17 protein-coding genes are annotated in these 20,299 nt (G+C 65.5%); 8 read left to right on the forward strand and 9 right to left on the reverse strand.

Features of this window, described 5'->3' with window-relative positions; all coding sequences use genetic code 11:
• Window positions 1-17 precede the first annotated feature (17 nt).
• Entirely contained in the window at window positions 18-1,541 is a 1,524-nt protein-coding gene (locus ACEN9T_RS23410) for an aldehyde dehydrogenase family protein (protein ID WP_413707184.1), read from the reverse strand.
• Between the two features lie 268 nt (window positions 1,542-1,809).
• Between ACEN9T_RS23410 and ACEN9T_RS23415 the strand changes: the two genes are divergently transcribed.
• The 3 genes from ACEN9T_RS23415 (at window position 1,810) to ACEN9T_RS23425 (ending at window position 4,811) form a co-directional block, all read left to right on the forward strand.
• The gene (locus ACEN9T_RS23415) at window positions 1,810-3,255 is read left to right on the forward strand and encodes a PAS domain-containing protein (RefSeq protein ID WP_413707185.1); all 1,446 of its coding nucleotides are present in this window, start codon (window positions 1,810-1,812) and stop codon (window positions 3,253-3,255) included.
• A 186-nt stretch (window positions 3,256-3,441) separates the two neighbouring features.
• Window positions 3,442-4,512 carry an EamA family transporter gene (locus tag ACEN9T_RS23420; RefSeq protein WP_413707186.1) on the forward strand — a complete coding sequence of 357 codons (1,071 nt, stop codon included), beginning with the start codon at window positions 3,442-3,444 and terminating at the stop codon, window positions 4,510-4,512.
• Window positions 4,509-4,811, forward strand: coding sequence for a hypothetical protein (locus ACEN9T_RS23425; RefSeq protein WP_092973549.1), 303 nt, complete (start codon window positions 4,509-4,511; stop codon window positions 4,809-4,811). The genes ACEN9T_RS23420 and ACEN9T_RS23425 overlap by 4 nt, the downstream gene beginning before the upstream one ends.
• A gap of 176 nt (window positions 4,812-4,987) precedes the next feature.
• Here the strand turns inward: ACEN9T_RS23425 and ACEN9T_RS23430 are convergent, their stop codons facing one another.
• Window positions 4,988-7,087, reverse strand: coding sequence for a phosphocholine-specific phospholipase C (locus tag ACEN9T_RS23430; RefSeq protein WP_413707187.1), 2,100 nt, complete (start codon window positions 7,085-7,087; stop codon window positions 4,988-4,990).
• A gap of 595 nt (window positions 7,088-7,682) precedes the next feature.
• Between ACEN9T_RS23430 and ACEN9T_RS23435 the strand changes: the two genes are divergently transcribed.
• Window positions 7,683-9,650: an NRPS-independent rhizoferrin synthetase gene (locus ACEN9T_RS23435; protein ID WP_413707188.1), complete on the forward strand. Its 1,968-nt coding sequence runs from the start codon at window positions 7,683-7,685 to the stop codon at window positions 9,648-9,650.
• On the forward strand, window positions 9,647-10,891 hold the full coding sequence (locus tag ACEN9T_RS23440; RefSeq protein ID WP_413707189.1) for a rhizoferrin export MFS transporter: 1,245 nt from the start codon (window positions 9,647-9,649) through the stop codon (window positions 10,889-10,891). Before ACEN9T_RS23435 ends, ACEN9T_RS23440 begins: the two co-directional genes overlap by 4 nt.
• Here the strand turns inward: ACEN9T_RS23440 and ACEN9T_RS23445 are convergent.
• The 5 genes from ACEN9T_RS23445 to ACEN9T_RS23465 form a co-directional block, all read right to left on the reverse strand.
• On the reverse strand, window positions 10,879-12,078 hold the full coding sequence (locus ACEN9T_RS23445; RefSeq protein ID WP_413708503.1) for a VanZ family protein: 1,200 nt from the start codon (window positions 12,076-12,078) through the stop codon (window positions 10,879-10,881). The genes ACEN9T_RS23440 and ACEN9T_RS23445 overlap by 13 nt on opposite strands.
• 103 nt (window positions 12,079-12,181) lie before the next feature.
• On the reverse strand, window positions 12,182-12,847 hold the full coding sequence (locus ACEN9T_RS23450) for an ABC-type transport auxiliary lipoprotein family protein (RefSeq protein WP_092973559.1): 666 nt from the start codon (window positions 12,845-12,847) through the stop codon (window positions 12,182-12,184).
• Between the two features lie 9 nt (window positions 12,848-12,856).
• Window positions 12,857-13,825: an MlaD family protein gene (locus ACEN9T_RS23455; RefSeq protein ID WP_413707190.1), complete on the reverse strand. Its 969-nt coding sequence runs from the start codon at window positions 13,823-13,825 to the stop codon at window positions 12,857-12,859.
• Complete coding sequence (locus ACEN9T_RS23460) at window positions 13,825-14,703, reverse strand: ABC transporter ATP-binding protein (RefSeq protein WP_092973563.1); 879 nt, start codon at window positions 14,701-14,703, stop codon at window positions 13,825-13,827. The genes ACEN9T_RS23455 and ACEN9T_RS23460 overlap by 1 nt, the downstream gene beginning before the upstream one ends.
• Window positions 14,700-15,824: an MlaE family ABC transporter permease gene (locus ACEN9T_RS23465; protein ID WP_092973565.1), complete on the reverse strand. Its 1,125-nt coding sequence runs from the start codon at window positions 15,822-15,824 to the stop codon at window positions 14,700-14,702. Before ACEN9T_RS23465 ends, ACEN9T_RS23460 begins: the two co-directional genes overlap by 4 nt.
• 186 nt (window positions 15,825-16,010) lie before the next feature.
• Here ACEN9T_RS23465 and ACEN9T_RS23470 point away from each other — a divergent pair, with 186 nt between their 5' ends.
• The 3 genes from ACEN9T_RS23470 to ACEN9T_RS23480 all read left to right on the forward strand — a co-directional run bounded on the left by ACEN9T_RS23470 (window position 16,011) and on the right by ACEN9T_RS23480 (window position 18,657).
• Window positions 16,011-16,892 (forward strand): biotin--[acetyl-CoA-carboxylase] ligase, encoded by an 882-nt coding sequence (locus ACEN9T_RS23470; RefSeq protein WP_413707191.1) that lies wholly within the window; start codon window positions 16,011-16,013, stop codon window positions 16,890-16,892.
• Window positions 16,889-17,770, forward strand: coding sequence for a type III pantothenate kinase (locus ACEN9T_RS23475; protein WP_253536125.1), 882 nt, complete (start codon window positions 16,889-16,891; stop codon window positions 17,768-17,770). The genes ACEN9T_RS23470 and ACEN9T_RS23475 overlap by 4 nt, the downstream gene beginning before the upstream one ends.
• A 101-nt stretch (window positions 17,771-17,871) precedes the next feature.
• Window positions 17,872-18,657 (forward strand): SPOR domain-containing protein, encoded by a 786-nt coding sequence (locus ACEN9T_RS23480; protein ID WP_413707192.1) that lies wholly within the window; start codon window positions 17,872-17,874, stop codon window positions 18,655-18,657.
• A gap of 4 nt (window positions 18,658-18,661) precedes the next feature.
• Here ACEN9T_RS23480 and rfaE2 read toward each other — a convergent pair whose 3' ends face one another.
• Both rfaE2 and ACEN9T_RS23490 read right to left on the reverse strand, forming a co-directional pair.
• The gene (gene rfaE2, locus ACEN9T_RS23485) at window positions 18,662-19,159 is read right to left on the reverse strand and encodes a D-glycero-beta-D-manno-heptose 1-phosphate adenylyltransferase (protein ID WP_413707193.1); all 498 of its coding nucleotides are present in this window, start codon (window positions 19,157-19,159) and stop codon (window positions 18,662-18,664) included.
• A 74-nt stretch (window positions 19,160-19,233) separates the two neighbouring features.
• Window positions 19,234-20,088 (reverse strand): ferritin, encoded by an 855-nt coding sequence (locus ACEN9T_RS23490; protein WP_092973574.1) that lies wholly within the window; start codon window positions 20,086-20,088, stop codon window positions 19,234-19,236.
• Between the last annotated feature and the right edge of the window lie 211 nt (window positions 20,089-20,299).

Here is a 20,299-nt window from a genome sequence, read left to right on the forward strand (position 1 = left end):
AACATGCCCTCCCGTTCTTACTCAGCGTCCGCACCGAACCAGCCCATCGGCTGCGGAGCGAGGTTGATGTAGCTGTGCTTGAGTTCGGTGTACTCGTCCAGGCCGCCGCGGCCCAGTTCGCGGCCGATGCCGCTGGCCTTGTAGCCGCCCCACGGTGCCTCGGGAAAGTACGGGTGATAGTCGTTGGCCCACACGGTGCCGAAACGCAGTGCGCGGGTCACCCGGTTGGCGCGGTTCAGGTCGGCCGTCCACACAGCGCCGGCCAAACCGAACGGCGTGGCGTTGGCGCGGCGCACCGCTTCTTCTTCGGTGGAAAAGCGCTCAACGGTCAGCGCCGGGCCAAAGATTTCTTCGGTGGCGATCTTCATGTCGTCGCGCACGTTGGTCAGCACGGTCGGCTCGAGCCAGAAGCCTCGCTGGAATGCATCGCCTTCCGGCACCTTGCCGCCACAGCGCAGCACAGCACCTTCCTGCACGCCCGCCTGGATCATGTTGATGATCTTCTGGCGCTGGAATGCGGATTGCACCGGCCCCATCTCCGTGCCTTCGGCAAAGCCGTTGCCGATACGGATGCGCTTGACGCGCTCGACCAGCGCATCGACAAAGCGGTCGTGGATACCGTCTTGCAGCATCAGGCGCGATCCGGCCGAGCACACCTGGCCCGCGTGGAAGAACGCCGCGTTGACTGCGTAATCGACGGCGGTATCGAAATCCGCATCGTCGAAGATGATGTTCGGGTTCTTGCCGCCCAACTCCAGGCCGATCTTCTTGAAGTTGCCGATGGCCGCGCTCATGACCGCCGCGCCTGCAACAGCACCGCCCGTGAACGAAACGAGATCCACGTCCAGATTGCGCGACAGCTCGGCACCGGCTTCACCCGCGCCCGTGACGAGGTTGAACACGCCCGCGGGCAGGCCGACTTCAACCAGCAGCTCGGTAAAGCGGTGCGTGGTGAGCGGCGTCAGGTTGCTCGGCTTGACGATGACAGTGTTGCCCGCACCCAGCGCCGGCGCGATCTTCCATGCGGCTTGCAGCAGCGGGTAGTTCCACGGCGTGATGAGGCCGCATACGCCCACCGGCTCGCGCAGCGTGCGGCTGATGACGGTGTCCGGAGCCTCGTTAATTAGGCCGGATTCCGTGGCGACCAAGCCCGCGAAGTAGCGGAACGTCGCAGCAATGCCGTCCATGTCCCAGCGGCTTTCGATAATGGTCTTGCCGGTGTTGAGCGATTCGAGCGTCGCGAGGTTCTCGGCGTCCGCGTCGATGGCGTCTGCAATGCGGTTGAGCAGGCGCGCACGCTCGCGCGCGCCAGTCTGGCGCCACGGGCCCTCGTCGAATGCTCGGCGGGCGGCAGCAATGGCGCGCTGCGCATCGGCCACGGAGGCGTCGGCGGCCTGCGTCAGGACGTTTTCAGTGGCGGGATCAACGATGTCGCGGTACACGCCGCCTTCGGGCTGCACCCACTGACCGTCGATGTAGAGATCAAGACGAGGAGCCAGCATGGCGGAACGGAAATCGGTGGAAAGGGAAGCTTGCGTCATATCCAGTACCCCTATGGATGGTGGGCGCACAAAGAAGTCGGCGCCCGAAATGCCGGCACGGTGGCGTCTTGTCAGACGCCAATCCAGTGCGGCGACCCGTAAATTCACTTATGGTGTTTTTATTTACCTTTGGAGAATTTTGGACTAGTCTAGGAAAAATTAGTTGCTTCGGGCCAATCGTTATGACCTAACACAACAGATATTCAATAAATTTCTCCTATTTATGCCGCGCTATACTGTCGCGAATCACTTCCAGTCAATCCGCCCCATGACCGCCGCAGCACTTCCGCCGTCCGACGGCCCGCTTGATGACGACAGCTTTGCCGGCCGCCTCAAAGGTGTGCTGACACGCGGCCGCATCCAGCTCAAGCAAGTGGCGGCAGCGCTGGGCGTGTCGCCCTCGGCGGTCCACAAATGGACGCGTGGCGGCGAGATCGAATACGCCAACCTGCTGGCGTTGGCCCGCTTCCTGAACGTGAACTGGCTTTGGCTGCGCTACGGCGACCGCGCCCTGGCCGACCTTGAAGCGAGCCTGACGACCGACGCCCGCGCCCGCGAAGGCCGCCAAAAGCACATCGCCGCGATCATGGAAAGCGAGGCGCGCATGACCTTCGCGCAGGAGATTTCCGGCGTGGTCACGTGGGAGTGGAACCTGTTGACGGACGCGGTCGCCTATTCGCCGAATGTGGCGCGCCTGTTTGGCCGGCCGATCCGCACGTTGGAAGATTTCTGGCAATGCGTGCTCGCCGAGGACGTGCCCGGTGTGCAGGCCGCGGTCTCGCAGAACCTGAGTGCGGGGGGCGTCTATGAGCATGAATTCCGCATTGCGCCGGCGCCAGACGTGGTCCGCTGGATCGTCTCGCGCGCAACGCTCGTGCGTGATGCGCAGGACCGCCCGGTCAAGATGATCGGCCTGAGCCTGGACACCACGGAGCGCCACACGGCCGAAGCCGCGTTGCGTGATTCGGAGGCGCTCCTGGCCAAGGCGCAACAGATCGCACACCTCGGCAGCTGGATCTGGGAACCGGGCACCGATGCCTGCCGATGGACGGACGAGGCTTACCGCATCTTCGGCTGGGCGCCGCAATCCACGCCCGTCACGATGGCGCGCTATCTGGAGGCCATCGTGCCTGCCGATCGCGCCCGCGTGCAGGCCGTGCTGGACCGCGCCGTGGCATCGCGCCAGCCGTATCGCGTTGAATACACCATCACCCTGCCCGACGGTTCGCACCGGCATCTTCGTGAAGAAGGCGAAGCGCAGGACCCGTCGGCCGCCACGCCCACGATGATCGGCGCGGCGCAAGACATCACCGCTGAAGTGGAAGCCCAAGCCGCCTTCCGCGACAGTGAGTCCAAGCTGCGCACGCTGTTCGAGCAAGCGCCGATCGGTATCGCGCAGGTGAGCCTGGAAGGCCGCTGCCTGAGCGCCAACCCGTGGTTATGCACGCTGCTGGGCCAGTCCGAAGCGGCGCTGCAGCAACGCACGCTGCTGGACCTCACACACCGCAGTGACCTCGCACGCCACCTGCGTCAATACGGCGAGTTGCTCGCCGGGTCGGTGCCCAAGTATGCGCTCACGCTGCAGTTGGTACGGGGGGACGGCTCGGCAATGCCAGTGCACATGACCACGTCCTTGGCACGCGACCCGGCCACAGAGGCACCGCTGCACATGATCGCCGTGGTCAATTTGGTGCCCGAGGCGGGCACGTCCTAGCCCACGGCGTCAGCTGACGTCGCGAACGTCAACCCCTGACATTTCCAATCCACCACGTTTTTTCCGGCACGTCTGGAGGGCCGGCATCGACACCAGAAAAACTCACAGTAAATTTCTTAACCTCCAGTAACGAATGCATCACGCGCGTGTCCCGCGCCTGACGCATACAGAACAAGGAGATCGGTTTTGGCCTCTTCCTCCGCCGCCCGCGCGGCACATCATCGACGTACGCTGCAGTGGGGTTACCGCTGGGCGCTATGGGCCGCCATCCTCTGGGGCGCCTGGTACGTACCAGGCACGGCCGTCTGGCATGAATCTCCGTTTGCCTCGATGGACCTTTCCGACCCGCGCGCCTTCCTGGTCTGTGCGGCCGTCATCACGGCGTTCCATAGCGTCATGGTGATGCTCTTCCAGTGGGTGTGGCTCGGCTCTCTCGGCAAGCTTGGCGACTACTTCCGCACCATCGGCCAGTTTCGGAAGATCTCGCGCTGGTACTTCATTGCCGCAGTCGTCGGCGGGCTGATGGCCAACTTCGGCTCGTATCTGGCGATGGGCTATGTCGGCGCCGTGTTCGCAGCAGTGGCCGGGCTGCTGTATCCGGTGGTGGGCGCGACGGTCGCCAAGCTTTGGTACAACGAGCGCATCAGCGCGCGGGCGGCGGTGGGCATCGCCATCATCATCCTGGGCGGCGTGGCGATCTATGCGCCGGCACTGATGGCCGAATCGCACAGCGGCGGCAATCAGTGGATCGGCTACCTGGGCGGCGCCATGGCGGCGATCGGCTGGGGCCTGGAAGGGGCGATCGTGGGCCGTGCCATGGACGTGACCGACCCTGACTGCGGGGTCTCCATCCGCTACACCGCCGAGGCCATCTATTGGGTCGTCCTCATCCTGCCGGCCATCGCGCTGTTTGCGCATGTGCCTGTGCCGGTTACGGAGATTGCCTCGGGCATTGTCCACAGCAAGGCGCTGCTGTGGCTTGTCGTGGGCGGCGTCACCTTCTCGTTCTGCGCGGTGGCCTGGTACAAGTCGTTCCCGCTAATCGGCGTGGGGCGCGGTCAGGCGCTGGGTGCGTTCTACGCGATGTTCGCCACCCTCTTCACGGCCATCTTCACGCTGCAGTTTCCGGAGTGGTACTTCCTGATCGGGCTGGCGCTGGTGATCTTTGGCGGCTTCGTGATGGTGTCGGAAAGTGCGGAAAACCTGGAAGTCATCCGCGGCAGCGCGGCACCTGCAACCACGGAGACGCACGCATGAAACTGCATACGAAGGGCTACATCCTGCAACTGCTTGCGGGCAGCGACACGCTGTGGGACAGCGAAATCGCTCATCGCACCTGCATCGAATACGGCAAGCCCGAAGACGAATACTGGACGGGCAGCATTCGCGCCATCCTCGCGGATCTCTACTCCGGCGGCCTGGTGCAAACGGCTGAAGACACGCTGGACGAAGCCACGAACAAGGTGCACTTCCGCTACGCCATCACCGAGTTTGGCCGTCAACGCATGGCCGACACCGGCCTGCTCGACCTCGAACAGAAGGGGGCAACGCAATGACGCAATATTGGGGCTATCCGTTTGCCGATGTGCTGGCGATCGTGGTGATCGTCGGGCTGAGCGCGCTGGCGCTGTATCAGGCACGCACTTACACGAAACAACTCTGACGCTGAGCGTCGTAACAAAAACGGCCCGCAGGCTAATCAAGCTTGCGGGCCGTTTTGCTTGGGTCTCGCTTATGCGCTCAGAGCCGGATCGGACGCGCTGACACGGCCGGTCTCAACGTGACCGGCAAGGCGACGCTCGAAACCGGCATCGCTGCTGGCCGTGACGGTCAGGTCGTACCAGGCGTGCTGGCTGCGCAGGTCGAGGTACACCGACGCATCGTCACCGCCGCGCACTTCGCGCTGCACGCTCTCGCCCGTGTAGGCGCTCTTGATGGTGAAGACGGTAGGCGCGCGGCCATGGTTGATGAGACGCAGTTGCAGGTTGCCGTTGGCCACGTCGTAGCCTTCCTTCACTTCCAACGCGCGGCCATGCGGACGCAGCAGGCCCGACAGCGTGAGCTTGCCGACAAAGCGGCGCAGGAAGCCGTTCGGGCCGTGCACCGTGAAGTCGTAGGCGCCGCCCGCGCTCACGGCTAGCTTGTCCGACAAGCGCTTGCCCGCTTCTACCGTGTAGGTGCGCGGCGCGTCAGGGGCGGCGGCGTAGACGAGGAAAGCTGCACCCACGTCCCCGGTGTTCACGAATTCCAGCTGGAACTTGCCGGCGGCTTCATCCTGGCGGCCGCGCACGAACAGTTCGTACGGCAGGGCGCGCGACGGGCGCACACCGGCTTCCTGCTTCGGTACGGCCTGCACCAGCGGCGGCAGCGGCACGTAGCTGGCGTGGCGCAGCTTATCCTTCGGCACGTAGGCGGCGGTGCTCGGCAATGCGGGCACCACCTCGTTGGGCGTGGCGAAGTTGAACGCGGACGTCAGATCGCCGCACACGGCGCGACGCCACTTCGAGATGTTGGGCGAGCGCACGTTGTGCGTGCGCTTGAAGCGCTGTTCGATGAAACGGATGATCGACGTGTGGTCGAACGTTTCCGAGCACACGAAGCCGCCCTTGGACCACGGCGACACCACGAGCATCGGCACGCGCTGGCCCAGGCCGTAGCTGCCGGCGCCGTACGTGCTGTTGCCCGGAAAGTATTCGCCCGTGGTGTCGACCGTCGACAGCCCATTGCTGCCCGACGATGCGAACGGCGGGACGAGGTGATCGAAGAAACCGTCGTTCTCGTCGTAGGTGATGAACACCGCGGTCTTGCTCCACACCTCGGGGTTGGAAGTCAGGACCTGCAAGACCTGATCGATGTACCAGGCGCCGTAGTTGGCCGGCCAGTTCGGGTGCTCCGAGAAAGCCTCGGGCGCGGCAATCCACGACACCTGCGGCAACGTGCCGTTCTGCACATCACGCTTGAGGATGTCGAAGTAGCCGTCGCCCGCCGAGGCGTTGGTGCCGGTGCGCGCCTTGTCGTACAGCGGGCTGCCGGGCTGCGCGTTCTGATATTGCTTGAAGTACAGCAGCGAGTTGTCGCCGTAGTTGCCGATGTAGGCGTCGCTCGTCCAGCCCCAGGAGCCTGCGGCGTCGAGACCGGTGCCGATGTCCTGGTAGATCTTCCACGAGATGCCGGCAGCTTCGAGCACTTCCGGATAGGTCGACCAGCCGTAGCCCGCTTCTGCGTTGTCGATCACGGGGCCGCCGCCGACGTTGTCGTTGCCGACATAGCCGGTCCACATGTAGTAGCGGTTCGGGTCGGTCGACGTGGGCGTCGCGCAGTGATAGGCGTCGCAGATGGTGAAGGCGTCGGCCAGCGCGTAGTGGAACGGAATGTCCTGCCGCGTCAGGTACGCCATCGTCGTCGTGCCCTTGTGCGGGACCCAGCCATCGTAACGGCCGCCGTTGACGGCAAGGTGCGTGTCATTCCAGCCGTGCGGCAGGTCTTGCAGAAACTGCAGGCCCAGATCTGGCGCGCTCGGGCGGAACGGCAGCACTTCGCCCACGCCACCGGCCATCGGCTGGTGCCAGACGCTCTTGCCGGTCGGCAGCGTGACGGTGCGCGTATCGCCATACCCGCGCACGCCACGCAGCGTGCCGAAGTAATGGTCGAACGAGCGGTTTTCCTGCATGAGGATCACGATGTGCTGCACGTCTTCGATCGTGCGGTGCGCGTTATGGGCGGGAATCGCCAGCGCCTGGCGAACGCCTTCGGGCACCGCGCCTATGGCTGCGGATGCAGCAGCCAGCTGGGCAGCGGAACGGAGAAAACCACGGCGACTGTTAGAGGTCATGTTCTCGTCCTGAATGTCTGTGTATTTTTTTGGGGGGGTGGGGGAACAACACGGGGCAGCGACTGACTGAACGCAACGAACAAAGTCAGTCGACGGTATGAATCACTGGCGATGCCAGGCCGTTTTGCGAGGCAACGGCATGCGGCGGCGAGGCAGGCGACACGGAAGCAGGCATGCGGCGTGAAGCGCTGGCATTTCGGTTGGCAGACACAGATGACCTCCAGATGACATCAGAGAGCCGGACTATGCTGCGCGCGCCGTCTACTCACCACGCGCTAAGGTAGAAAGGATTCATGTCGGTTACGTGAAGACGGCACGGGTCGGTTCCGTCACCCGATCTCCGTAGATCGATGGAATAGTGTTGCAATTGCGAATAATTCTCATCTACACTGCAGCGCACCAAATGGCGCCACCGCGCAGCCGATCAGGCTGTTGGCGTGGCCCACATACCTAGAAGAACGAGCCTCCCTTGCAGCCTCTCAGGGAGGGCGTAGCATTCCCGCCTGCCTCCGACGCGGCCCCTACATCTGGACCCCCTGTGCTGCAGGGCCGAGCCCCGCTCGCCTGCACACGCTCATGTCCCGTAGGAGCCCTCGTGCAACGTCGATCTGATACCGCCGCCCACACCGAAACCGCATCTGCTGCCGCCGCGGCCGGCAACCTCCGTCTTGAATCCGTTCCCGCGCTGCACGACGCCGGCGTGCAGGCCGAACATTGGTCGGCAGCGCAGCAGTTGGCACGCCGGCGGGTGCTGTCGCGCCTGCTGCAGGCGCTGTTTCGTGAAGCGCTGCTCAGCGCAGACCAACTCATCGCCGATACGCGCGCCGATGTGACCTTGCTGCCGATCTGGCAGCAGCGCGTGCTGTTGCGCTTCACCGGCTTGCGGCCGGGCGCGCTCGGTAGCTGGACACTGGCAGGCGACGTCGCCGTGCTGGCGCACGATCGCCCACCAACGCCGATTGAACGTCCGTCTGCCCTGCTCCACTGGCTCGCGCCCATGCTGGACATTGGCGATGCCGCCGACGCACAGCGCGTGGCAGCCGTTGCCCGGCTCGCGACGGAACTGGACAACAGCCAGGACAACGACACGCTCTGCCAAGCCTATCGACTGGTCTGGGGCGAGCGTCTAGCCGCCGAGCATCGCGTTGCGGCGTCGCAGGACGCGCTGGCCCGGCTCTGCGGCGATGGCACGCCGCACGCCCTGGCGCGTACCGAGCAGTGGGGCACTGGCGGCCACCCATGGCATCCGGCCTACAAGACGCGACTGGGGCTCTCGCTCGATCAGGTCATTGCGCTCTCACCGGAGTTCGAGGCGCAGGTGCCCCTGGGCGTGGTGGCCGTGGCGGCGCATCGTCTGCAGATCACGACGATGGACGGTGTGCAGCCCTACGCCAATTGGTTCGCAGCGACCTTCCCCGAAGCCATGGCGGCGTTTCGCAAAGCCTTGCTGGCACGCCAGCTCGCGCCCGAAGCGTGGCTGCCGCTGCCCGTTCACCCGTGGCAGCGCGACACGACACTCGGCGAGACCTTCGCCGCTGAATTTGCCACGGGCGAACTGATCCGCCTGCCGGACATCAGCATCGTCGCCCGGCCAACGATGTCATTCCGCACCGTGGCCGCGACGGACGCGCCGGGCGGCCCGATGCTCAAACTGCCGGTCAGCATGCGGCTGACCAGCGTTGAGCGCACCGTATCGCCCAAATCGGCAGTGATGGGGCCACGCGTGAGCGCGCTGCTGGAACGCATTCTCGCAACCGATGCAGGACTGGCGAACGTCCTGTCGATCGTGCCCGAACGCCACGGCATTCACGTGGCCGGCACGGATGACGATCGCGCCCGGCATCTGTCGATGATCGTGCGCGACAACCCGACCACGCGCATTGCCGGGACCGCGCGGCTGCTGCCGGTCGGCGCCCTCTTCACGCCGGACTTCACCGCCGACATGACGCACGCAGACGCCCCCATGCTGCTCGACACCGTGCTGGCGCGCCAGGCCGACGGCACGCGCGCCGAGCGGGCAGCGCGTTTCTTCGACGCGTACCTGGGCGTAGCCATTCCGGCCATCGTCGGCCTGTATCTGCGTTACGGCATTGCGTTGGAGGCGCATCAGCAGAACACCTTCGTCGTCATCGACGCGGCCGGCATGCCGGTGCGGCTGGTGGTGCGCGACTTTGGCGACGTGAAGATCGCGCTGCCGACGCTGCAGGCACAAGGCTTCTCGATCGAGCCCTTCCGTGCCGGCCACACCACGTATCCCGATCGGGACATTCCGCGCAAGAAGCTGATTCACGCCTTCCTGCTGTGCCATATCGGTGAACTCGCCCTGGCGCTGTTTCCCGAACACGGTAGCGCCGTCGGGCTACGCCAGTGGCATGACGCCATGCAGGCCGTGTTCGAAGCCAACCGCACAGCGCTGGATGCCGACACATGGAAGCATGAGCGCCACGCGCTGCTCGAAGCGCCATGGACGTTCAAGACGTTCGTCCGCATGCGTCTGCGCGACCAGTCTGACGACATGCACGCCGCGCTGCCCAACCCGCTGGCTGCAGCCGCTCGCGCATGAACGCGGCAACGACCGTAGACGCGTGGCGGGGGGCCATCCGGTGGCTCCTCGTCATCCAGGCCCTTTCAATGGGCGCGATGGAAATGACGGGGCCGTTCTGGCCGCTGTTCCTGCGCGAGTTGTCGCCGATACCTCATGTGCCATTCGCGTGGGTGGCGAGCGCCGCGTACTTTGCGCCGATGGCAGCCACGCTCGTCACCGCGCCATGGTGGGGCCGCTTAGCCGACCGCGTCGGGCCCAAGCCGATGATTCTGCGGGCGCTGGTCGCGCTGGCCGCGTCACAACTGTGGTCGGTCTATGCAGATTCAGCCGCAAGCGTGCTGCTGGCGCGCACGGTGCAAGGCGGGCTGGCGGGCTTCCTTGCAGCCGCGCAAATCTACGCCATGCGCGTGGCGCCATCCGACATGCGCCGGCGCGTCTTCGCCGATCTGCAGACCGTCACGGCGTGCGGCAGCTTCATGGCGCCGCCGGTCGGTGCATGGCTCGTCGCGTGGATGGGCTTCCGCATGGCCAACACGGCGGGCGCGGCGGTCATCCTGGCGTGCATTCCGCTGGCGATGTTCTGCCTGCCCGCGATCAAGCGGGCTCCGAGATCCGAGCCCGAGCCGGACGCCGACACTCGCCAGGCACGTCGCGCTCCGCTGGGAGGTTTGGTGATCGGCCTGCTGCTTGGCATGGTGGCAGTGCAAGCCGCGCGCGTCATGCCGCAAAGCTTCCTTGCTCCGTATATCACCGAGACGCTGCATGGGTCGGTGATGCTAGCCGGTCTGGCCTACAGCGCCACGGCCGCGACACTGGCGTTGTCTGCGCGCTGGTGGGCGAAGCGTTTTGCGGGCCTGCCCGTGCACGTCACGCTGGGGCGCGTCTGTGCGTTGACCGCCGTCTGCGGACTTACCGCGCTCTGGCAAGGCATTGCGCAAGGGGAAACCGCGTTCATCGCTGCGCGCCTGGCGTGGGGCCTGTGCCTTGGCGGTCTGCTGCCGGTACTCAACAGCTTGGTGGCAGAAACCAGCCCCGAAGATCGTCAAGGTTTTGCCTTGGGGTTGTGCAGCAGCGCAGCCAAGGGCGGCGCGCTCATCGGCCTGGGCGTGGCGGCGTTGTCGACCGGTCTGTTTGGGTGGCGTGCGGGCTTTGTCGCCATGGCCGCGGTGTACCTTGCAGCACTGGCAGCGCTAGTTGCGGTACGCCGCGTGGCATCACCACGCGCAGCATCGGCGACGGTGCGCGCTCAACGCGCCTGACGTCCGGCGCGCCGCTGCAGCTGTGTCTGCTCGGCGCGCCAGGCCAGATAGCCAAGACCGAGAAACGGCCACAACCAGCCGATCCATTGCGACAGGCTGTTGAAATGGACGAAGCGCCCGAGCCGCCAGCTTTGCGCCGACACCCACGAATACGGGCTCGGCGGCAGCACGTTGGACAGAATGATCAGCGCGATCAGCAGGGCCATGGCCAGCGCACCGCGCAGCCAGCGAGGCAGGCGCACCAGCAGCACCAACACCAGCGAGCCGACGACCAGCCCGAAACGCGCACCCGATGAAAGCCAATCCCACGCGCCGCCCAGCGGAAACTGCAGCACCGTCGCCCCCGCCTTCACCAGCAGCGCGCCCGCCAGCAGCGCAGCCAGCAGGCGCAGCATGGGCGCGCCGCGACGCATGGCCACGCTGGCCAGCAGCCCCGTGCCGATCCAGCTGCAAGCGGTGATGAGGGCTTCCAGCAGCTCCTGACGCTGCAGTGCTTCCGGGTGCGCCGTCAGCTTGTCCTGCCAGTCGAACAGCTCCGGAAACCAGCCGTTGAGGAAATTGACCACAAACGCATCCGGCGATGGATCGAGCAGGATGCTGCGGATCACTCCGCCCATGCTGAAGAGGAATTCCTGCGGAAAGATCTGTGCAAACGGCCATACCAGCATCAGCAGGATCGCAAAGGTCGCATGCGGCTCGAACCAGCGGCGGCGCAGACGGCGCAGCCCGCCCCGGTCGATCAGCCGCGCTGAAAACGGCAGCATGACGATGCCGCCCAGCAGCGCGCCCAGCGTATTCGTCGCCAGATCGACGTTGGAGGACACGCGCGTTGGCAGATAAGTCTGGATCGCTTCCATGGCGCCCGACAGCAGCAGCCCCGCCAGCAGGGCCAGCAACACTGCGCGCCAGCCCGTAATGCGCGGATGCAGCGCCAGCACCGTCAGCATGCCCAGCGGCATGTAGCCCCACACGTTGGTGAGCATGTCGAAGCCGGTGTTGTAGCGCGGCAGCGGTGCGCTCAGGAAGGCAAACGGCGAGACGCCGGTGTCTGTCCAGCCGGCAAACGGATACAGGCTTGCGTAGACGACCAGCAGCACGAACCACCCCAGCCCGGCGCGTGCAAGCGGCGAGTGGCGATGCGGGGTGGGTGCAGCGGGTTGCGAGTGGAAGTCCGTCACCGGAAGCAGCTATCTAGAAGGAGGAGCGGACATGCCCGGAAGAAACCGCCCATGATAGCGTCCGATGCCGCACATCACGGATGGTTCCTCCATCCGGTGGAGAGATCGGGTATCAGCGTCGGCGCGTGCCGAATGCAGCACCGGACGTTGCAGGCACGGTCGAGGTTGACGCCGCCAACGGCAAACCCGCCACCCAGTCGAGTACCTCGCCGATGGCCTTGTCGGACGCCTGCGTGAGCGCCGTCACCCCACCCGCAGCATCAGGGCTGGGCGCAGGCGCATCGGCCTGCACCACGCGCTGGTCGATCACGCCGCGCGCCAGCGACACCGTTGCCCGCAGCCGCACCACGCCCCGGCTGGCTTCGGGCCGGTCGAACACCTGCGAAAAGTCCACCAGCTCGATACGCAGGCTGGGCACATCGGGCGAGGGATAGCCGACCACTTGGCCGCGTGCGGCCGCCGCGTTACGCAAACGCGCGTCGAACAGGCTCACGGGTGATTCCACCCAGCGGCTGTTGGCATAGGCGTCGGTACGCTGGCTTTGCGCATAGGCGAGGCGGTAGTAGATGGCGTTGCCGTCCATCCAGCCGGGGCCGGCCACGTCGGCCACGCGCAAGGCGGTGGGCAGGCGTGCGCCTGCGCTGGTGGCCGGCGCGAGCCCAAAGTCATACAGCGCGGCGGGCGCCACCGGGGCGCTTGAGCAAGCGGCCAGAAGCGACAGCGCCATCAAAGCAGGCAGCGCGTGCGAGCGGCGGAACACAGCAGACAACATCGGCATGGAATCTCCTCAGGGCTGGGCCGAAGTGCGGGCGGCGGGCGCGGTGAAGCCGGTCTCACCGGGGCCGGGCACGCCGGGCGCGGGACCAAACAGCACACTCTGCGGCCGGGCGTTGAAGTCGGTCACGGCATGGTCGAAGCCGCGCACGGCCTGACGAGCCTCACGCGCAAAGCCGTTGAGCTGCGGCAGCGTTTCGTAGGTCAGCACATTGGCGGCGGATTGCATCGACTGCGTAGCCGTCGTCAGATCAGTCCCCGCGCCGGAAAGCGTCGTCATCAACGGCCCCTTGGGGTCGGACAGCGACTGCGTGAGCTTGCGCGTGGCCACCAGCGTGGAGTCGAGGTTATCGGCAATCTGCGGCAGACGGCGCATGGTCGGCTCAGCCTGCTGCGCGAGCGTGCTGTAGGCGTCCATCGTCTTCTGGAACGATTGCAGCGACGCCGTGATCTGCTGGCGGTGCTCGTCGTCAAACATAATCGACAGCGAGTTCAGCGTCTGATCGAGCTTGGAGAGCATCTGGTCGCCGCGTTTGTCCAGCTCATCGAGGAACCCGGCTTCCATGCGGATGCGCGCGGGGTTCTTTTCCGACGTGGCGAGGTGCACGGGGTTGGGCGCCCGCTTGCTGTTGTCGAAGCCGCGATCGTCAAGCTGCACATAAGCGAGGCCCGTTACGCCCTGGTACGCGAGGCGGCCATACGTCGTGGTGGTGATAGGTGCATCCTTGTCGACCAGCACGCGCACCACGATCTGCCCGGGCACCTTGTCGTCAAAGCGGATGCTGTCGACCTTGCCGACATCCAGGCCGCGGTACTTCACGGAAGCCTGCGGGTTCAGCCCATTGACGGTCGAACGCGTGACCACCTCGTACGGCACGCGCACGGTCTGGTCACGGTTGAACCACATCACCGCCAGCCCGATGAAGATGACCAGCCCAATCGTAAACAGCCCGGCCAGGAATGCGTGGGCTTTGTTTTCCATCAATCCTCCTGCGTCGAAAGCGAGGCTGCAGCCACCGCCTCCGTCATCTGCGGGCCCAATGCCATCAAGGCCCGTTTGCCCCGTTCACCCAGGAAGTATTCCTTGATGAACGGATGATCGATCTGAATGATCTGGTCCAGCGGCTTGGCCGCCAGCACCTTGCGATCCGCCAGCACGGCAATGCGGTCGGACAGCGCAACCAGTGTGTCGAGATCGTGCGTCACCATCACCACGGTCAGGCCCAGCTCCTGGCGCAATTCGCGGATGAGCGCAACGTAATCGTCCGATGCGCGCGGGTCCAGACCGGCCGTCGGCTCATCCAGAAACACCAGCTCCGGCTCCAGCGACAACGCCCGTGCCAGCGCCACGCGCTTGATCATGCCGCCCGACAGGTCCGACGGCATCTTGTCGGCATCGGTCGATTTGAGCCCCACCATCTGCAGCTTGAGCATCGCCACGCGCTGGACGAACGCGTCGGGCAGTGTGCGCAATTCACGCATCGGCAACGCCACGTTGTCGATCACGGACAGCGCCGAGAACAGCGCGCCGTGCTGGAACTGCATGCCCCAGCGGTTGCGCATCGACTGCAGATCGTTGCCCACCTGGCAGGTCAGCTCTTCACCAAAGATGTGGATCGTGCCCGAGGTGGGTTTCTCCAGCCCCACCACCTGGCGCAGCAGCGTCGTCTTGCCGCTGCCCGAGCCGCCGACGATGGAAAGCACCTCGCCGCGAAATACGTCCAGATCGATGTTGTCGAGCACGGTCACCTTGCCGTAGCGCTTGGTGACGCTGCGCACCTCGATCACGCGTTCGCGCGCGGGCGTGATCGCCGGCGGGGCCGCGGCATGCTCGATATGCGGATGGCGGGGGCGCGTCATATCCCAACGTCCTTGAAGAGGATGGCGAACACGGCATCGGCGAGGATGACGATGGTGATCGACACCACCACCGACGTGGTCGTGCCCTCGCCCAGGCTCTGCGTGTTGGGCTGGATGCGCAGACCGAAGTGGCACGCCACCAGCGCAATCAGCATGCCGAACACCACGCCCTTGCCGATGCCGAGCCACAGGTTGGCCACCGGCACCGCATCGGGCAGCGAGGTAATGAAATACGTCGGACTGATATCGAGCTGGAACTTGGCCGCAAGAATGCCGCCGGCCAGCGCCAGCAGATCCGTCCACGCCACCAGCAGCGGCATGGCAATCGCCAGCGCAATCACCTTGGGCAGAATCAGCCGAAAACCGTGGGAGATGCCCATCACGCGCATCGCATCCAGCTCTTCGGTCACCCGCATCACGCCGATCTGCGCAGTGATGGCCGACCCCGAACGCCCGGCCACTAGGATCGCAGCCAGCACTGGCCCAAGCTCGCGGATGATGGCCATCCCCAAGATGTTGACGATGAAGATGCTGGCCCCGAACACGCGCAGCTGGTTAGCCGACAAATAACTCAGCACGATGCCAATGAGGAAGCCCACCAGCGCCGTAATGCCCAGCGCCTTGTAGCCCGTGCTGTAGATGTTGGCGGAGATCTCGCGCCACGGCCCGCGATGCGGCGCGCGCATGAACCTGCCGAAATCGAACATCAGCTGACCAACCATGGCGATCCCGTTGCGGGCGTGATCGAAAAAATCGAGCATGCCCTCGCCGAGGATCGCCACCGGGTTCATGCGCGGCGCCAAGCGCTGCTTCCAGCCGCCCGGGTCAAGCTTGGCAACGCGATCGAGCATGCGGCGCTGGTCGGGCCGGGCATCCAGATGTTCGGGCCACTGGTTGCCCCAGGCGCGCCAGAGCAGTTGCGCGCCAAAGTGGTCGATACGGCCAACTTCGGTCAGGCACCACGCGTTCGCGTTATCCAGCCCGGCGCGGATCTGCTGGCGCGCGCTGCGCACGCCTGCGCGCTCGGCCAGCGCGAGCGTGGTCCAGTCGCCGGAAAGAAAGGCGACGGAGCGTCCATCGACAACGCGCACCTCAAGCTGCGGTGTACGGCAGGTGATCAAACGGTTCTCCGTAAGCGGTGATGCCGGATATCGGTCGAATTGTAGCCAACGCGCCGCCAAACGCTGTCACACTGGCTGCCACACTGTGAGGCCTTTGCATCGCTTGAAGCAAGCGCCAGTCCCGTGTTTGCAGCGCCGCTCGTACAATGCGCGCATTCTTAGCGCGAACTTGATCGCCCTTTTTTTATGTCTCTTGCCGAACCCTCCGCGCGGTGGCGCGTTGCGCGCGAGCGCATCCAGCCCAGCGGCCCGGCTGCCGGCTGGCCTGTCGATGTGGTTGAGACCACCGGCTCCACCAGCGCCGATCTGATGGCCGCCGTGCGTGATGCCGCCTGGCCTGCCGACGCAGCACCGCCGGCCCACGCCGGCACCGCTCCACTGCTCGGCGCGCGCGTGCTGGCCGCGCAACGCCAGACCGCCGGCCGCGGCCGGCAGGGCCGCCCATGGGGTGGCGACCACGGCTTGACCTTCTCCATCGCCTGCGCCTTCGCGAGCGAGCCCGCGCAGCTAGGCGGCCTGAGCCTGGCCGTGGGTGTAGCCGTGGCCGACGCCGTGGCTGAGTACGCGGAAGCCCGGGGCGGCAGCGGACAGGCGCTCGCACTGAAATGGCCCAACGATGTGCAAATTGCGGGGCGCAAGCTAGCCGGCATCCTGGTCGAAACCGTGCGGAAGGAAGCGGGCCAGACCTGGGCCGTCATCGGTGTCGGCTTGAACCTGGAACGACCGCGCGTGCTGGAGACCACGCTGGGCCGTGGCCTGTCGGGCGTGGAAGAACTGGTGGATGCGCCGGAACCGAATGCCGTGTTCTCGGCACTGCTCACGTCGCTAGGTGAACACCTGCAGCGCTTCGGCGCCCAGGGCCTGGCGCCGTTCGTTGCGCCGTTTGCCGCCCGCGATGCCTTTGCCGGAGAGCGCGTGCGCCTGTGGCAGGACGGCACGGTTGTGCTCGAAGGCGTCGCGCATGGTATCGACGTGCAAGGCCGCCTGGCGATTGAGTCGGGCGGACGTGTGCAATGGGTCCACAGCGGCGAGGTCTCCTTGCGTAGCGCAGACGCGGAGCAGCCATGACACGCCTGAAGGTCTCGGCCGCGCACGCTGCCCCCGCCCGTCCGCTGTTGCTAATCGACGCGGGGAATACGCGCATCAAATGGGCGTGGATTGCCGGCGGTGCCGATGCCGAACTCGCCCTGCCCGAAGAACCCGGCGGCACACCCTGGCAGCATGCCGGCGCCCGCGCCCACGATCGATTGGCAGAATTGGTGGAAGACTGGCGCGATTGCCACGCCTCCGGCGTTGCCCCACCCGAGGTGTGGATCAGCGCGGTGGCCGGCCCGGCATTGCGCGATGCACTTACTGCGCGCATCGCCCGCGTGTTCGACGGGGCGCGCGTGCGCATTGCCGCGTCGGAAGATGCTACCGCTGGGCTGCGCAATGGGTATCGCGACCCAACGCAGCTTGGCACTGACCGGTGGGTCGGCGCGGTCGGCGCACGCCACTTGTGGCCCGACACGGCCCTGCTATTGGTGACGGCAGGCACCGCCACCACACTCGACATCGTCACGCCCGATGGCCTGTTTGCCGGCGGCCTGATCCTTCCCGGCCTCACGTTGATGATGCGCGCGCTGTCACGCAACACGGCGCAGTTGCCCGAAGTCGATGTCAGCTACCTGAGTGCCGGCGACGTCGTTGCGCCGCCCTGGGCCGACAACACGCAGGACGCCATCGCGCTGGGCTGCGTCATCGCCCAGGCGGGCGCAATTGCACAGACCTGGATGGCACTGCAAAAGCAATACCCCGGCCCGGCACGCTGCGTGCTGAGCGGCGGAGCACGCGCCGCGCTGGGGCCGCATCTGCGCATGCCGTTCCAGATGCACGATAATCTCGTGCTGCTCGGCCTTCAGGTGCTGGCGCGCGCGAGCCGGGAAGGCGCCGCGACGTTGGCGTAGCCTCGGTCGGCCGGGCTGCAATTTTCGTCTGACGTCTTACCGTTGTTGCTGCTGTGTTTCTGCATTCCGAACCACCACCCGAATCCACGTCCGTTCGCACCATGACGCTTCGCCTCGCCCTGCTGCTCCTGCTGCTCGTCAACGGCGTTCTGCTCGCGGCCAATACCGGCGTGTTCGGGCCCGAAGTGTCCAAGGCGTGGTTCGAGAGCGAACGCGAGCCTGACCGGATGCGCCGCCAGATCCGCACCGACGAGATCCGTATTCTCGAACCAGCACCCGCTTCCGCACCGGCTGCCGCCGCACCGAAATCGGCGCCGGACTCGGCGCCGTCGGCTTCCTCGCCCGCCGCATCGGGCCCGCAGACGCACATCGAGCGTACGGCTCTGACCACTGCCGGCACCGCTGAAAGCGGCGGCAGTTGCACCGAGCTGGGCGGCCTGACCGAAGCACAGGCCACGCGCGGCATCGATCAGCTCAAGCAACTGGCAGGCGTGCAGGTTGAGCGCATCACGCGTCAGGAAGACAACCGCTGGTGGGTCCACATGCCGGCCCGCGACACGCGCGACGACGCCGATCGCAAGGTGGCAGAACTCAAGCGCCGCAACGTGGCAGATTCAGCCATCGTGCAGGAAGGCAATACGTTTGTGGTGTCGCTGGGCTTGTTCCGCGACAAGGAGCGCGCGCAGCAGCGTCTGGATGAACTGCGCGCCAAGGACGTGCGCACCGCTGTGGTCACGCAAACGCGCCGGCTCGGCTCACAGACCTCGCTGCGCGTGACCACCACCGCCGATGCGGCTTCGAGCGTCGCAGCCCAACTGGCCGCCCTCAAGAAGACCCTGGGCGCCGAAGACCTGCACGCTTGCGCGGCGGTCACGGCATCGCGCTAAGCGTTCAGGACGTCGCGCGCACGCGCTTGAGCAGCGCCGTCGTCGAGCGGTCATGCTCGAAGGGAATCGCCAGCGCCGTACCGCCCCAGCCACGCACGACCCGCGTTTCTTCCAGCGCATCGATGTCGTAGTCGCCGCCTTTCACGTAGATGTCGGGACGCACGCGCTCGATGAGTTCGACCGGCGTGCGCTCGGCAAACAACACCACCAGACTCACCGCTTCCAGGGCGGCCAGCACGGCCAGGCGATCGTCCTGTGTGTTGAGCGGGCGATCGTCGCCCTTGCCCAGCATCCGCACCGAGGCATCGGTGTTCACGCCCACCACGAGCGACGCGCCCAACGCACGCGCCTGCGCCAGATATGTGGCGTGACCACGATGCAGGATGTCGAACACGCCGTTGGTGAAGACCACTGGGCGCGGCAAGGCGCGCACGCGGGCTTCCACATCGGCGGAGTCGCAGATCTTCTGTTCAAAGGCGGGCGCAGGCTGGCGAGCGGTCATGACGAAAGCGAAATCGGGGTGGAAAACAAAACGGCCCATCGAATCGATGGGCCGCTGGCTGCCAGTGGCAAGGATCAGGCAGCTTGTTCGGTCGAGCCGAGCAGACGTGCGTTGAGTTCCTTGCGGTAGCGGTTCAGGTCTTGCACGGTTTCGAAGGTGCGCTCGAACAGCAGACCCATGTTGTGCAGGATGCGCTCGATGACCTTCTTTTCCCAGCCGGCGTCAAACTTGATCTGCTCGTCCAGCCAATGCTCCAGCCAATCCGGGTTCGGCAGGCGCGACTGCACCGTGTCTTGCGGGAACAGCGCCTTGTTGACGTGCAGGTTGGTCGGGTGGAGCGGCTTCTCGGTGCGGCGCGCCGAGGCCATCAGCACGCCGATCTTGGCGAATGCGCTGCGTGCGCTGTCGCCAAACTGGCCGAGATACTTCTTCATGTAACGCAGGTAGGCGCCACCGTGGCGGGCTTCGTCCTGCGACAGATGCTTGTAGATCGCCTTGATGACCGGCTCGGTGTGCCATTCGGAGGCACGGCGGTACCAGTGGTTCAGGCGGATCTCGCCGCAGAAGTGCAGCATCAGCGTTTCCAGCGGCGGAGCCGGATCGAACTCGAAACGCACGTTGTGCAGCTCTTCTTCGGTCGGCACGAGGTCCGGGCGGAAGCGGCGCAGATATTCCATCAGCACCAGCGAGTGCTTCTGCTCTTCAAAGAACCACACGCTCATGAACGCCGAAAAATCGGAATCGTGGCGATTGTCACGCAGGAACATCTCGGTGGCAGGCAGGGCGGACCACTCGGTGATGGCATTCATCTTGATGGTCTGCGCTTGCGCGTCGGTCAGCAGCGACACATCGAACGTGTCCCACGGAATATCCTTTTCCATATTCCAGCGGACCGCTTCCAACGACTTGAACAATTCGGGATAGAGCATGGTAAGCCTTTGAATTTGCAGGCGGATTCTAGCAGACATGCTTGACCAGCCCCCGTTTTTCATGGTTGCCGGAGCAAAGTTCTGTGTCTGCCCGTTTCCTCGTGACAACAGGCCTGCCAACGCCACTACCGCGACGTGGCTTGGCGACCCCCTCACGCGCGATGCGGTTGCGCGTTGTCTCGCGGTACGCCGCGATGTGATCGACAGCACG

This window comes from Ralstonia sp. Ralssp110, assembly GCF_047325135.1.
GTDB classification, from domain to species: Bacteria; Pseudomonadota; Gammaproteobacteria; order Burkholderiales; family Burkholderiaceae; genus Ralstonia; species Ralstonia mojiangensis.